Origin of the sequence: uncultured Anaerobiospirillum sp., assembly GCF_902485895.1 — a bacterium.
In the GTDB taxonomy this organism is placed as follows: Bacteria; Pseudomonadota; Gammaproteobacteria; order Enterobacterales; family Succinivibrionaceae; genus Anaerobiospirillum; species Anaerobiospirillum succiniciproducens.
The window spans coordinates 16,424-31,987 of record NZ_CABTML010000098.1 but is presented as its reverse complement, the minus strand read 5'-3'; the positions used below and the strand labels follow the sequence as shown (position 1 = coordinate 31,987).

11 protein-coding genes are annotated in these 15,564 nt (G+C 43.3%); 6 read left to right on the top strand and 5 right to left on the bottom strand.

Translation table 11 applies throughout. The features are described 5' to 3' along the window. Positions 1–128: 128 nt before the first annotated feature. Positions 129–2,183, bottom strand: coding sequence for a metallophosphoesterase (locus RDO37_RS07875; protein ID WP_308498690.1), 2,055 nt, complete (start codon positions 2,181–2,183; stop codon positions 129–131). Between the two features lie 372 nt (positions 2,184–2,555). Then, positions 2,556–3,833, bottom strand: coding sequence for an anhydro-N-acetylmuramic acid kinase (locus RDO37_RS07870; protein ID WP_308498689.1), 1,278 nt, complete (start codon positions 3,831–3,833; stop codon positions 2,556–2,558). Positions 3,834–4,580: 747 nt separating this feature from the next. Here RDO37_RS07870 and RDO37_RS07865 point away from each other — a divergent pair. After that, entirely contained in the window at positions 4,581–5,603 is a 1,023-nt protein-coding gene (locus tag RDO37_RS07865; RefSeq protein WP_308498688.1) for a galactose ABC transporter substrate-binding protein, read from the top strand. A gap of 353 nt (positions 5,604–5,956) precedes the next feature. Here RDO37_RS07865 and RDO37_RS07860 read toward each other — a convergent pair whose 3' ends face one another. Further along, on the bottom strand, positions 5,957–6,454 hold the full coding sequence (locus tag RDO37_RS07860; protein ID WP_308498687.1) for a GNAT family protein: 498 nt from the start codon (positions 6,452–6,454) through the stop codon (positions 5,957–5,959). A gap of 44 nt (positions 6,455–6,498) precedes the next feature. Further along, entirely contained in the window at positions 6,499–6,993 is a 495-nt protein-coding gene (locus RDO37_RS07855; RefSeq protein WP_027940312.1) for a hypothetical protein, read from the bottom strand. A gap of 1,336 nt (positions 6,994–8,329) precedes the next feature. Between RDO37_RS07855 and RDO37_RS07850 the strand changes: the two genes are divergently transcribed. The 5 genes from RDO37_RS07850 (at position 8,330) to RDO37_RS07830 (ending at position 14,620) form a co-directional block, all read left to right on the top strand. Further along, complete coding sequence (locus RDO37_RS07850; RefSeq protein ID WP_308498686.1) at positions 8,330–10,072, top strand: putative transporter; 1,743 nt, start codon at positions 8,330–8,332, stop codon at positions 10,070–10,072. A gap of 501 nt (positions 10,073–10,573) precedes the next feature. After that, on the top strand, positions 10,574–11,743 hold the full coding sequence (locus RDO37_RS07845; RefSeq protein WP_308498685.1) for a hypothetical protein: 1,170 nt from the start codon (positions 10,574–10,576) through the stop codon (positions 11,741–11,743). 35 nt (positions 11,744–11,778) lie between these two features. Beyond that, positions 11,779–12,273 (top strand): YbaK/EbsC family protein, encoded by a 495-nt coding sequence (locus RDO37_RS07840; protein WP_303074323.1) that lies wholly within the window; start codon positions 11,779–11,781, stop codon positions 12,271–12,273. A gap of 334 nt (positions 12,274–12,607) precedes the next feature. Continuing rightward, positions 12,608–13,276, top strand: a complete 669-nt coding sequence (locus tag RDO37_RS07835; protein WP_308498684.1) for a DNA-deoxyinosine glycosylase — start codon at positions 12,608–12,610, stop codon at positions 13,274–13,276. A 147-nt stretch (positions 13,277–13,423) separates the two neighbouring features. Further along, positions 13,424–14,620 (top strand): hypothetical protein, encoded by a 1,197-nt coding sequence (locus RDO37_RS07830; RefSeq protein ID WP_308498683.1) that lies wholly within the window; start codon positions 13,424–13,426, stop codon positions 14,618–14,620. A 117-nt stretch (positions 14,621–14,737) separates the two neighbouring features. Here RDO37_RS07830 and RDO37_RS07825 read toward each other — a convergent pair whose 3' ends face one another. Further along, positions 14,738–15,271 (bottom strand): GNAT family N-acetyltransferase, encoded by a 534-nt coding sequence (locus tag RDO37_RS07825; RefSeq protein ID WP_308498682.1) that lies wholly within the window; start codon positions 15,269–15,271, stop codon positions 14,738–14,740. Positions 15,272–15,564 lie beyond the last annotated feature (293 nt).

The window sequence follows — 15,564 nt, the reverse complement described above, 5'->3', positions numbered from 1 at the left end:
AGAATGGCAGCCGCAGCCTAATAAGATGCGCTGCAACAGACTTGAAAGGCGCTATTATTCGGATGCGCCGCAATAGAATGGCAGCCGCAACCTAATAAGATGCGCCGCAACAGCCTTGAAAGGCGCTATTATTCGGATGCGCCGCTTGGGGCCTCAGGGAGGTTGCGCTGCACTTGCTGCTTTTCAATGAGGTCATTAACACCATGGTCTGCTTGGTTGATATTGCCGGTGCCGATGGAGATACCATACTCTGCAGCAATATCATTCACATCTGACATGCTCTCATTTTCAAGTCTAAATAAGGTCTCATCGTCAGTAATGACTTGCTGATGCAGTTTGCTAGTAAGTCTGGTCTCATCCATATACTCATCTTTAACAAAGCTGTTGCCTTGCTGTTGTTTTGCTGAGGCTTTGTGCTTGTTTTTATCTTGCTGCTTTTGAGCCTCTTGTTGCATTTGCGAAGGTGTTCTGTGTGAGTTTATTGACTCTCTAACATCGAGGCTATAGCCCATTGGCAGAATGTTAATCTTGTCTTCTAAGAGCTGATCGTATTTGGCTTTAGCCTCCTCTTGCTCACGGAGTTTGGCAAGTGCAGTGCCCTCAGAAAGAATATCGATAATACGACGCTTCTGATCGTAGGTAAGATTCTTTGGTAGTACGGCTAAATCAGTAACCTTACGTGAGATCTCGCCACTTTCGATATTGACCATTGGTAATATGATCTGCAGATCAGTTGCCGCTCCGTCAGCACGCATAATGGATGAGTCCATCACGCTTTCATCATAGGCATTAAGCTCGCTAGTGCTATCTTCTGCCTTGCCATTGGTAAGCTCATTGCTCTTTGTTTTCACATTATCAGAGCGAGTGCCGCTTAGGATTAAGGTGCCTGGCTTGCTTTGGATAGCAGCGTTATTCGCTGTTACTTGAGTAGCATGTAACTTAGCTTTAGCATCTTCTAGCTTTTGCTTATCTTCACGCTCTTTAAGCGCTACTTCAGATGCTTTAGTCATGCTGATAGTACCCTTAGGTGGCTTTACCTTTGATCTTAAGGAGATCACCACAATCTCATTAGGCACGCCTAAGCGCATTGGATAGCCTTGCCATACATTGATACCACGGCTAACAATGACATTGGTGTTATTGACCTTGTAGTGACCTGAGACAAATCCATTGTTCAGAAATGAAACTATTGGTGCGGCAATATTCATCAAGCCGCCATGGGTATGTCCTGAGACTACGAGATCGGCTTTATTGTCGCCTGTAGAGAAATCATCACCATAGGCAGGGCGATGTGAGAGCACAATGGTTGGGGCCTTGCTCTTGAGCATAGCTTTCACACCTGTAATATCTGGCATTGGCAGGTTGTAGTTAGCAGCCTTAGGATCAGTAACGCCGCCTAAAGTCAAAATGGTATTACCATGCTCATCTTTAATGTGGGCTACTTTGTTATCAAGGCTAATGAGGCCACCTTGCGTAAGATAGTTTTGCCACTTGTTATAGTCAGAGTAGTACTCATGATTGCCCGAGCTAAAGTAAACGCCATACTTGGCGCGTAAATCAAAGTAGAGCTTAGCAAGAGCATGACGTTTGTGCACTTGACCGTCGATAAGATCACCAGGTAGTAAGACAAGATCAGGGTGAAGACGGTTAACTCGAGCAATGATATCCGCAACATATGATGGATTAGACTGCGAAGAGATATGCATGTCGCTAAGCACTACAATACGCAGCTTATCAAGCTCAGGAGCGAGCTTATCCATCTTAACTTGATAGTGAGTTAAGTTTGGCTTTCTGTAAGTACAGGCGGTTCCGTAAATTGAGATAGCTGTTGCGATGGACAGCATGATCATAAGATAGAACAGCGAGTGCGCAGGAATTATGAAGGCTCGATAGTCGACACGTATGGCTTTGTAGACAAGATTGATGACCACTCTAATGAGCACGAGTGCAGCTAAAGTAATGAGGATGCTGCGGGTCATCTCAAGGATAAAGTACAGATTGTATGGGATATTAGGATCGTAGGCTGTTCCACCCACAACAAGGTAGATGTAATTACGGCACATGCCACCAACAAGTAATAGGCTAATAATAAGCTTGCTACGTATGGACATACGCAGTGGAATAATCAGTCCCGTGATCAGAATGACAATGACAGCAATTGTCACCATAGTTAATGTGTTCACAGGCAATCTCCCATTGCTTTGAGTGTTGGAAATCCCAATTACGGCGCATAGTCTTAAACATAGACAATAACTAGAGTACTAAGCCTAAGTTTTAAAATAAGCTATGCAACCTTTTTAAGTACCACACTGCCAATTAAAGGCTTGGGCATTACTAAGCTTGCTAAGTAAGCATAGTAAGCTACTGATCTTTTGCTCGCATTAGCTGTTATAAAACAGCGCTACAAGTTTAGCTAAAAATACTTAGGTTCAGGACAGTGTGCAAAACAAAATCCTCAAGATCACAAGTTAAGCTCGATCGCAGTGCACAGACAAGCGGGGAAAGATAAAGCACAGTTAATGCAACTTGTCTATTATCTAGCACTCTACTCTTTGTTATTTAGCTCTGAGTGAGCGCACAAAGTGGCCATTTATACTTGGACAAATGCAGCCTAAGATGGATGGAGCTTTAGCACCTGTACTGCTGTTGAGGTTTACTTGAATACCATGAGTACATAAAGCTGCAAAATAGGCAAATGCAGCAGGTTCAAGAGATTGTGGGGCAATACCTTGTTGCTTAATGCTGCTAATGGAGAGCTTAAGACCCATTGCATCAGCTAGTACTTTAAAACGCTCCATCATATAGCCATTATCAGCACCACCGCCGGCCACTATAAGCTCACAAGAATCTGAAGTATAGGATTGGGCATCACTGCAAGCATTGCTCTTTGCTGTGGAGTTAATACTAGTGACTACTTGTTTTATGCCATCTAGCACGGTACAGGCAGTAAGCTCAGTTAAGGTTGCAAGTAAGTTGAGGATGTCCTCTCGAGATGAGTTATTAAAGTCAGGAAGAGCATCAAAACGTTTTAAAAACTCGGCATTAAAGAGCTCTCGACCTGTGGATTTTGGATATGGAGTAGCAAAGTACTCGTGAGTGAGCATGGCGTTGAGTAAAAGCTCATTTACTTTACCTGAGCGGGCGTAGTTACCGTCTTTGTCATATGGCTCATTAAAAGCCTCGCGACAAATAAGATCAATGAGCGTATTGGCAGGACCTGTATCGAAGGCAGCAATGATATTACCTTTTGCATCTAAAGCGGTGATATTAGCAATGCCGCCTAAATTGAGCATGAATACAGGGCGATTGTTTTTACCAAAGAGGGCTGAGTGAAAGATTTGAGCAAGCGGTGCACCTTGACCGCCAGCAGCTAGATCTGCAGCTCTAAAGTTCACGATCGCATCGATGCCGGTAAGAGCGGCTAGATTTGGTCCATTGTCAATTTGGACGCTAATAGATTTTTCAGGCTGATGAAAGATAGTCTGGCCGTGCGATCCGATCGCTACAATATCAGATGCGCTATAGCCTGTGATCTTAAGTAAATCATTGACTAATTGAGCACTGCGCTGAGAAATAAGCTGTGCACCTTGAGCTTGGCTTTGTACATTGTTAAAACGACTATAAGGATCGCACAGTCCATGCAGTAGTTCTTTTTCGTCACTTAACCACTCATATGAGACCACTTTACCGATGCTAAGATCGCAGATCTCATGATCTTTAGTGCTAACAAAAAGCATGGCAGCTTCAAGAGAGTCAATACTAGTACCACTCATGAGACCAATATAGATTTCACGCTCACATGATTGATTATCGCTAGTGCTGTTAAGTGACATGGCCGCCTCTTTGTGCATAATGAAAACTATCTACATTATACGTACCACTGTAGAGTCAAACAAAACTTTGTCGATATCTGAACTCTTTGAGATCAAAGGTGAGGTAGTTAATTCAAACTTGGTATGCAATGAATTTAACTATTAAGCTCAAAGTTGCCTTGCGCCTCTGCATACCATTAAGACAAAAATTACCTTGCTCTTCTGCATTCTATTAAGCCAGCGTAGCGTAGTTATGCACTAGCGCAAGCCTTTACTTATTATGTAGCTACAACAAGCTCGTCGTTCTTATCGAGATACAGCCAGCTCATCGTTATTATCGAGCTACAGCAAGCTCATCGTTATTATCGAGCTACAGCAAGCTCTTCGTTATTATCGAGATACAGCAAGCTCATCGTTATTATCGAGCTACAACAAGCTCGTCGATATTATCGAGCTACAGCAAGCTCGTCGTTATTATCGAGATACAGCCAGCTTATCGTTATTATCGAGATACAGTAAGCTCGTCGTTCTTATAGTGGCCAAGTGCAGTCAATGCTTAGTACAAACTGTAGCTTTCTATAAATTTGTCTATAATTTAATAGAGCTCAATGTCACTATGAAAACTGTACAGAATGTATTTATAGATCATAGTCTATGTGGTCAAGTTCAGATGGGATCCATTATGCCCTTGCTTATGCGTATAATGAGGGAAGAAAGGAGTGATCTATGGGGTATTTTAAGAAAGGCGCAATAGCGTTAGCATGTGCCATGAGTTTCTTTACAAGCACTGTTCATGCTGCAAAGAATGAGATTAATGTCTTTTACTTTACGCTCAATGACTTGTTTTTGAGTCAACTAAGTGTTGAGCTGCAAAATACTGCCATTTCTAAGCGTATTAGATTGCGTCAGCACGATGCTAATGTTGATGCCAAGACTCAGATAGAGCAGGTTAAGAAAGTTCTTGAAACTCAGGGTAACCATCATCCAATCTTGGTCAATCCTGTGGATACTGAGACAGCGCATGTACTGCTTGAGCTAGCAAAAGATCACGACACTCCAATTATCTTTTTTAACCGCAATCCAGATATGACCAACTTTGGCTCTTTTGATAAAGCATGGTTTGTCAGTTCAAATGCACAGGACGCAGGTAAGATCCAAGCGCAAATAGTAATTAGCTACCTTAAAACCCATCCAGATGCCGATAAAAATAAAGATGGCAAGATCAACTATCTGATCTTCCAAGGAGATCCAGCGCATCACGACACTGCTATACGTACCAATTCATTTATTAATACTATGCGCGACTCTCAATATAAGCTCAAGGCAATTGACTCTGTGTATGCGCATTGGGACGCAGCTAAAGCTCAAAGCAAGATGACATATATCATGAATAATTTGTCACCTGAGAACATTGAGCTGATTGTCTCTAATAATGATGCTATGGCTTTAGGAGTTATTCATGCCCTGTATAAGTTTGGCTATAACATCCCACGCGGTGTTAATGTGCCCGAGGCTAATAACAGTAATCCTAAAGCTATGAGGGCAACCATGCCAAAAGTGCCTTATATTCCTGTAGTGGGCATTGATGCATTGCCTGAGGCAATCGATGCGGTTGAGCGCGGCACCATGCTAGGCTCTGTGTACAATGACGCAAATGCTGTTGCAGATGTCGCCATGCGTATTGCTAATCTATATTTAAACGATATTCCGATTACTTATGAGCGCATCGGCTACCCCATTGATGATCGTATTATCGATATTCCATACGTTCGCGTCTGCCGTTGCCAGTGAGAGTAGCAAGATCAACTCACAGCCGCCAAGCTTTTGTTGTGCGCTAGTCCCAGTGCAAGGCTAAAGGCAGAATGAATGTACAATCCCATCGCTTTAATGAGCAAATTTAAGCGTTCGGACGCGGTGGGATTTGTATTTTGCGCAAGTAAGGAAAGATCGCCACAAATTAGTGGATTTTACCTAAGCAAAGAAATTGTAGAGCAGGTGCTAAAGAATTAGTCGGAGCGAGATGAGAAGGCAGGGTGCTGCAGATTAGTCTGAGTGAGAAAAGAGGGCGGCGGCGCTGCAGATTGTGGTGGATAGGCTACGGCGCGGGGCCGTAGCTTATATAAAAAGGCAGGTATCTGGTGTGCTTATGGGCGTACGTAGTCGTAAGCTACGCGGATGCCACCGCCTGGACGGTCATAAAAAACAGTGCCAGTGTACTTAAAGCCTAATTTGTCCATCAGGTGGAGCATAGGCTTATTACTCTCACCAGTGTCCACACGGATGTATGGATAGTTATCCATTACATGGCGGAAGATGAATTGACCAGCGCCAGATCCAGGCTCTGAGGCAAGACGGTGGATTACAACGTATGGAGCGTCAATAGTCCACTTAACTGTATCTTGAGTATAGACAGGCTCATCGTCAGCAAGCACAAAGACGCCAACTACTTTATTGTCTTTTTCATCATCGAAGCAGACGAAGGCCTGATGCTTTTCCATGGCCGGAATTAAGGTTGAACTGTTTGGGAAGCCATTAGTCCACTGAGTGGTATTGCCGTAGCTAAACATAAAGGCGCGTGCTTGATCGTAAAGCTCATCAATACGCTCAAAGTCAGACTGAGCAACTTCTCTAATCTGTAACATGTTCTTCCCCAATATGTATCTGTTGAATAGATCGGTGATCTTGCTTATTTGTCATCGCGTAAGTAGTCAAAGCAAACGCGATCACCATAACCTTCGTAGGTTACTAGTCCGCAGTAGCGAAAGCCTAGCTTTTGCAGAATATGCAGCATGGTGCAGTTATCTGCATGGGTATCGATACGGATGTATTCATGCTCTTGCATGAGCTGGTTAAAGATAAACTGACCTGCACCTGAGCCTGGCAGTGATGCCATACGATGAATAACAGTATATGGGCGATCAGCACTCCATTTGCCGTCACGTAAGTGCTCGTATTCAGCCTCATAATCACCGACACAGAAGGTAGCCAAAATCTCGTTGGTGATCTCTTTGACGCAAACATAGCCAGTGCCGTTTTTAATGTCTTCGGCTACAACCTTAGAAGTTGGATAATTGCTATCCCATTGAGTTGGGTTACCTTGTTCGACCATGTAGGCTCTGCAGGTATCGAAAATAGCGTCTAAGTATGGCAGATCATCTTCGTGTGTTTTGCGGATTAACAAGGCATACCTCGGTGTTATGTGCACGGTACCATGATGTTAGAGACTTAATTATTAACATATTCTCTAAAGCTCAGTGGCTAGATTAGCACATTTGTATGCGTCCATACGCATGCAAAGCACAATACAAGAGATTTTTACACTCGATGGCTTACGAATATGCATAGCTATGCTGGCTAGTTGTTAAAAAGCTCATATGCAAAGCCTTAATCTAACCATTTAGTAACTAATAAAGCACATAAAGAGTACGGCATACAAAGTACATGTGTAAGTGTTAACTCAGCCTGTTTGTTTAGCCTCTAACCATACTCTTGTTAGATCTTAGAACACATTAATATAGCTATCTTATGTGACTTGTGTAAGTGGTAGCTGTTGCTGATTGCTAGCAGGGAGCAATTAACAGTAGTTGGTGTAAGTAGGGTGAGGTGGTCGCATTGTTTTAATGCAAGTTTTACTGCAAATTTTTGCATAACTTCCTTTTGCGATAAATACAAGCTTATATCTGTACAAAGGCATCTTACATATAGATTGATGGTAATTGTATGCACATAAAGTGTGCACAAAGCAACACAATATTTTGCAGAGAGAGTTTTAAGCTTTTTAGTTATGTTAATTGGCTTATTTGCAAGGTTTATCAAAGATTTAACAGGCTATTTCGCTCTTGTGCTCTATGGTGATGCAAAAAGGCAAGATCGCCGCTGAGTTTTTGCAAAATTTTGTAGAAAGCCTATTGCTATGCGGTTATTCGTGCCATGTTTTGGGGAGCGATATTTCACATCAATTTTTGTGATGGCAATGAAACAATGAAGCTAGGATAACTTAGATATAAATAACCTTGCTTTAAGTCACAGAATTGACGAAAATAACAAGTTGCAACTGACATGATTGCAAAACTTACTACGCTGCCAAAACTGATGTTTGTTGCTAATAAATAGCATAAATATCAGGTTTTTGGACAAAAGTTTGCTTGTTTATGACCACAGCTTGAAGCTATGGTTTTGCAGCCTATAGCGTGATTATTTTTTGCAACTTGCAGTAGTCGAGTGATAGTTTGTTGCAGCAACGCAAAAGTCCTTATTGTGCAAAGATTTGCAGTAGAAGGCTCTAAGGTGAGCTACATGAGAACTCCTTGGGGATAGTTGCTCTTCGAACTTTCAGCAGCTTAAGTAAGTTTAGTCTTGGTATAACTTAGGCTACTTACAAATCTTGTGCGCTCTTTTCAAGCTGATGGTTTTAATCAGCACCTAAAACTGCCCTTGATTTATAGCTGTATGTTTGCAATCTGTGCTTTTAGGCCATCAGGCTTTTAGTACGGCAGGTGTTTGGTTAGGAAAAGTTTATGGCAACAATTCCTTTTTTAACGCTGACTGTCGCTCTAGCTGCCATCTTAGGTATTTTGCTAGGTGAAGTGCGTTATCGCGGTATCGGCTTAGGTATCGGCGGTGTCCTGTTCTCAGGCATTTTGGTTGGTCACTTCTTCAATGAGTGGTTCGGTCTTACCGTCAGAACTCCAGATGGCTTAACCTCAGAGGGTGAAATCTTAGGCTACGTTCAAGAGTTCGGTCTGATCTTGTTCGTCTATGCCATTGGTGTACAGGTCGGTCCAAGCTTCTTTGCCTCATTACGTTCTATGGGCGCAAAGTTAATCGGCTGGGTCGTTGTAATCATCGTAATGGGTTGTACCGTTGCTTTATCTCTCCACTTCATCGGTATCGTAAAGATCGACGCCATGGTGGGTATGTACTCTGGTGCAATCACTAATACCCCTGCCCTGGGCGCTGCAAATCAGATGATTACAGATATGCAGACAGTCCTAGCTGAGCAAGGCATCGATGCTAAGGCAGAAGGCTTCGACACCTTTGTGGTTCCATCAGCTTACGCTATGGCTTACCCATTTGGTGTATGCGGCATCTTACTGACCATGATTTTAATTCGTGTCTTCTTCCGCGTTAACATTGAAGAAGAAGGCCGTAAGTACTTAGAGTCTAAGAGCGCTGGTCAGGGCACTATCGTTACTACTAACGTAACTGTGCTCAACGACAAGTTCTTTGAAAAGCAGCTTGGCGATATTGCTGGTATCCGCGAAGAGCTCATCGTATGTTCACGTATTAAGCGTGGCAACGAGCTGATTGTTCCTCACAACGATACTATCATCCACGAAAACGACGTGCTGCACTTAGTTGGTAACAAAGAGCACCTTGATGAAACTACTACCTTAGTCGGTAAGATCGCAGATAGCGTGTTCACCACTACTCGTGGTACTAACAAGACCGTTAAGCGTATCTTAGTAACCAATAACCTCATCATTGGTAAGCCACTTGAGTCACTGCACTTAGAAGAGCGTTTTGATATCGTAACCTCTCGACTCATTCGTGCTGGTGTGCAATTTATTCCATCACACGACATGAAGCTGCAGTTTGGTGACTACTTAAACGTTATCGGTACTAAAGAGCACATTGATGCCGCTTCTAAGATCTTAGGTAACTCCGTAGTTGAGCTGCACAAGGTTGCCATGTTACCAATCTTCATTGGTATCTTCTTAGGTATTCTCCTTGGCTCCATCCCAATTCCAGTATCTGGCGTTCCTGCTCCTTTAAAGCTTGGTATTGCTGGTGGCCCTCTGGTTATGGCTATCTTACTGTCTCGTTTTGGTGAGAGTTGGACCTTTAGACGCATTCGTTGGTACATGCCAGCAGCTGGTCTGTCAGCTCTGCGTGAAATCGGTATTACCCTGTTCTTATCTATCGTAGGTATTTGTGCAGGTGCAAACGGTTTCTGGGCAACCTTAACTCAGGGCCCTGGCTTCACTTGGATGCTGTGTGGTAGCTTAATTACCTTCATCCCAATCATCACTGTGGGTATCCTGGCTTACAAGATCTCCAAGGTTAACTACCTCGTGCTGTGCGGTATGATCGCTGGCTCCATGACAGACCCTCCAGCACTTGCTTTTGCTAACGGTCTGCATTCAAACCCAGAGGCTTCTTCATTAGGTTATGCAACTGTTTACCCAGTAACCATGTTCTTGCGTATCCTCTCGCCTCAAGTGATGATTATCATCGCAGTTCTCGTATCGGGAATCTAAAGCATCTAGCATTAAGCTTGATCTTTAACTAAACACAAAGCCGTCTTGCTCAAAGTAAGACGGCTTTGTTGCTTTTAGACCACCCAAATTCATCCTGCCCATAACCTCAATCCTGCCCATAACCTCAAACTACGCCACAAAGCATGTCCCTCAATTAGCACTTTCGACAGCGCTATCTTGCATACTAAAGTCTTAGCTAAGATAGATTGCGTATGATAGACATGCCAAAAATACAATTGCCAAGCAGTCTCTAACAGCAATTGGCCAGCGGTTGCTTGTGCGGATGGCCATAAACAGCCCCGCACTTGCTTGCGCGGATGGCCAAAAACCGCAGTGCATTTGCTTGCGTAAGATGGACTTGAACTCGCTGCGCTTTTGCTTGCGCGTGATGGCCAAAAACCGCCGCGCTTTGGCTTGCGCGTGATGGCAATTGACGTTGCTTTTATGAGCGTCTAAGATAACTTTTCACTTTGGCATCGTTAATCAACAGGACAAATTGGTATGAGCTCAATCTTTCCTTCACCAATTACTACAGGAATAGGCGGACCATTAGCGGCCTTGTTTACCGGACTTACTGGCTATAGCAAGAGCCTGCCATGGTATTTGCTCTGTCCAATTTACTGTTTGATTGCATCTCCACTGATTTTGCTCTTGCCTATCATTTTGCCACTGTACTTGTTGCATGTGCTCTCGAGGCACTACAGACTTACTCATACCAAGAAAGGTGCCTTTGATACAGTTTTAAATAAAGAGGGTACGAGCGCCACTAAGGAATCTGCCAATAAAGCTGCCAATGAAGCTGCAGCTGGTAAAGCGACGGGGAAGATCAATGGTGCAGCTTCAAGTGGCTCTGCAGTTAGTTCTGATGATGTCTTACTTAGTGATGAGATGAAAGAAGCTGTAAACGTCGCTGAACGTACACAGCGCATTGAAGATGAGGTGCAATCTGATGAAGATGCAGCTAAGCGTAAGCATGAGTATGTAGCTACAGCACTATCAAGCTATAACACTAGCGCTTTTATTGCAGCACATATGAAGCTCTTATCATTAAGCTTGCTTTCTTACTACACTATTTTCTTTTCTGTCTTTGTGACTGCTGGCTTTGCTATCTCCAATGCCATGATGATCTATGTAGAGAAAGCAAAAAACTCAAAGCAGCTTCAAATTGCAACTACAGAACAGCTTGATTATGCCAACGCGGTAAATAACATTCTAACCATATCCGGCATCGTGATCTTCTTAACCTTGATTGTGATCTTTGCGCTCATCGTAGTAGCTGCTATCAAGGATAGTATTAACAACATTGCAAACAAGAGTGGTGAACAGGGCACTGCATCCACTGTAGATGGCGCTGATGTAGCATCCATTAGCCCGCTTAAAACAGCTTTTTCTGTGCTCTTTAGAAACTTACCAGGCTTTGCTGTGCTGATGAGTATCTTATATGCCGTGTTTGTAGTCGTTGAGCGTTACTATGCGCACTTAAGAGTTATCGCCGTTGAGGCAATGGTACTTGGTCATTCTTACTTTGATCCAGGCATGCCATTTATTGCTCTGAGACTTTATATTGTTTATGCATTTTGCGTGGCATTCATGTTTGTGATTTTGATGTCGCTCAATGCCGTGCCACTGCTGCATCGCTCTAATAAGAGCGCCATTGCATCAGTAAGATAAGCTTGTAATTCATACTAATTTTGTAGGAAAACGCCGTGTACATTAAGGACACACTGCTGCCATTATTAGATCAGCAGAATATTAACTACACCATCTATCAACATGATGCTATTGCTCATGGTGATATTGAGTTTGATTTGCCTGACATGAAGGGCACCATGCTTAAGAATCTGGTGCTTACCAATAAGAATCGTGATCTCTACTTGTTCACCTTGCCGCTTCACTACAGAGCAAATCTCAAAGCTTTATCCAACGCCTTAGGTGTGCCACGCTTTTCTTTTGCTTCAGTAAGTGATCTTACTTACATTGGTATTCCACCAGGGCATGTAAGTCCTTTTTGTCTGCTCAATGATCTAAATCTGCAGTTTAAGTACGTGCAGCCAGTTGAGCTTGATAACTTTGATCTAGTGAACTGCCATCCTCTGGACAATCACTTTTCAGTAGATATTGCTCGCCATGATCTTGAAGCATTAGTTGCAAAGACTGGCCATGAGGTGTGCAAAGTAGAAGGTGCCGTCATCATTGACTAGAGTCCCAAAGTGCGCCTTAATCAGTAGCTATTCAATATGAACGTGCTTAGCTATGGCCATATGTCTATATGCTTATGCAGCCTAGCGCCCATACGTATATCAAATGTAGAGCTAGGCATGCACAGATAGCTATAAGCTTATGCAGCCTAGCGCCCATATGTCTATCGAATGTAGAGCCTGGCATGCACAGATAGCTATAAGCTTAGGTAGCCTAGCGTCCATATGTCTATAAGCATAGGTAGCATAGCGCCCATATGTCTATCGAATGTAGAGCCTGGCATGCACAGATAGCTATTGGGTCGGAGCGTTACTGATGCGATGAGGTAGTGTGTATATGTCAAGCAAGCAAGAGTCTAAAGCAAAGAAGCAAGCTGCTATCAAGCAAGCTTCAAGAAAAGCTATCCAGGATGGACAAAGCTCTACATCTTGCGATGCTAAAGCAATCTCTTGTGAAGAGCGCATTTATGGCTTTGAGCCATTTGTACCTGAGGGAGCTAAGGTACTTATCTTAGGTTCCATGCCTTCAGTGAAAAGCTTAGAGCAGGGCTTTTACTATGCTCATCCGCAAAATCGCATGTTTAAGCTTATTGCTCGCTATCTTGCACTGTACAATCACTCCTCAGTAGAGAAGGCCTTGCCACTAGTTAGCGTCAGCGAGCGCAAGGCTGCTTTAACTACTTTAGGTATTGCAATGTGGGATACAGTTGATAGCTGTGTTCGTAATGGCTCGCTAGACTCAAACATCAAAGTTGCAACCTATGCCGATATCGCCTCGCTTTTAAAGAAGCATGGCAGTATTCGCTGTGTGATTACAGCTGGTGGGTTTGCGGCTAAGGCGTTTAAGAAGTCTACTTTATCGCTCGAAGAGGTTAAGACAGGGAAATTAGTCTTTGACTACCATGCACTACCGTCAACCTCACCAGCTAATACTGTAAGCTTCGAAAAACTGTGTGAGGCCTATGATGCTGTTATCTTGCCGCATTTAGGCATAAAAGTAGGATAAGCTTAATTGGGCAATTACCATGCGTTTAGCCACAGTGCTACATAAATGCTTATAGATAAGTCTTTATCAGGCACGCTCTTTTAGCCTATAGCGCTGCACATTGTTTAGTGATAATGTTAAGTTAGTTTTTCTTGTGAGGGTCTTGATATGGCACTGTTCAAAGCTTGCTTAAGACGCAATCAGCTGGTGACTGCACTACTCTTAGCAGTATCTTGTGTGTGCGCACCTAGCTTTGCCGTAGAAAAAGTACCCTCAGATACAGCCACCACATCTGCATCAGATGCAAAGGCATCTTTAGCAGATGCCAATGCAGCAGCAGGTAAGACAATAGCAGCTGATGCCAATGCAGCAGCAGGTAAGACAATAGCAGTTGATGCCAAAGCAGCTACAAGTAAGGTAAGTGCCGCTGATGCCAAAGCAGCTGCAGGTAAGGCAACTGCAGCTGATTCTAGTGCTAAGGTGGGTGCGGTTGCTGAAAGTAAAGCAGGGGATAGCGCTATCAATGCGACGGGGCGAAAGAAGACACGTGCTCCAGATGAAAAGGCTTTACGAGGTGAGTCGAACGATCCAGAAAGTAAGAATATTACTATCGAGCGTACCTTTAGCGTCTCTCACATTAGAGTGCCTAAGCGCTGTGAAGACATTACCTTTAAGCCTATTTGTACTCGTTTAGTTAACTACTATGCTCGACGTTTTGAAAGAGACATGGTAACTAACTACTCCAATAGCTTTATGAATAATGCCGAGCTTTTAGAGCAAGATAACTTTCTTACTTATCAAGAGCGAGAGCGTGGTGAGCAACATGTAACTATGAGTGCATACTCACCACCTGGCGATCCAATCATGACGCTGTTTACGATCTTCAAACAGCGCATCCCTCCAGAGGATAATGAGATCTTAATTGTTGAGACTATCAACTTTGATAGTCGTACAGGTAAGTTCATTCCATTCAAAGATCTCTTTGAAAACCATGAACTAGCAGCCATGCTCTGTGCACGTGCTATCGAACAGAAGTACCAAAAGTACAACTCCAAGCTCTTGCCAGTGGTGATCTCAGCAACTCAATTACGGCCATCTAACTTCATTGTTACAGCTAATGGTCTGCGCTTCTTCTTTGCTCCTGGATTAGTCAAGGAGGATGGTAAGAGTGCCGATTCAATTTTCATTAAGATCGACAAGCTCAAAGCTGCCAAGCCGCATATGAAATGGTGGGAAGGTAAGGCCCGTACTGTCACTCAAGCTCAACGCGAATCAATTAAGAACAGTAACTTAAGCTCAGTGATTGATCTTGATGAGGCCGATCGTCAGCTACAAGAAAAAAGCGACTTTCCAGAAAAACCTTAAGCACCAAAGAGCTATTCTCATTGAAAAGCCTTAAGCACTATGCGTGGCCTGGTGTTTTTGGTATGGCTGAGCTTTTTGGAGTGCGAATATCTTTTGCCTTCTAATCACTTGTGTTTGTCATAGAGGGCATTCTAGTTGGCAGTCAAAGGGCTTGGCTGCTACATGCTTGGCATTGGGTGAAAGTGCATCGCTGCAGCCAAGGGAGCGGTAAAAAGCTTGAGTTTCTATGGACGAGTGCGCTGAGATATAAAGCTTCATAGCGCCATGTTGCTTAGCCCATTCTTTTGCGGCCATGAACAAGGCTTTGCCAATCCCTTGCCCTCTCAACTCTTCTGATACATGCAGGCTGGTCATATCAGCATAACGCTGCACATCATCAAAGATCTCTGATTCTACCGATACAAAGCCCTTAAGCTCATTACCTTCAAAGGCTCCATAGACAAATCCGTTGGTTAGTAGTGTGTTCTTGAGACACTGGCAGAGAAAAGCATATTCATCGGCACTCCAGTCATCGATGAATGGATCGGATCTTATCAACCAATTGCCATTGAGATCTTTGCGATAGCAGCGATCAACCACTTGATGGCGATTGAATGTATTAAAGAGCTCTACTTTGAGCTCTTCAACTGTTAAAACTCGAAAGCTGCGCATAAAAATCCCCAGATGAATCTAACTATAAAGTGCTTTACGTAACTAAGATAACTTTATCTTAGCTTGCAAGTGATGATCGTTGAAAAGCTTATGTGATCAAGGATATATCATTAAATACCCAGTTGAGCTAATAGTGCACGGCCTTTCTGATAAAATACCTAGACTTGTTTTGCTATGCTTTAAACAAGTTGATGCTCTGTAGATTTTGCTGCCACAAGCCATGGTGGCAAGATTTGTTTTTGAGGTATGCATGGGTGAGCGGGCGATGTTTAGGCATGAACGCTCATATGTTC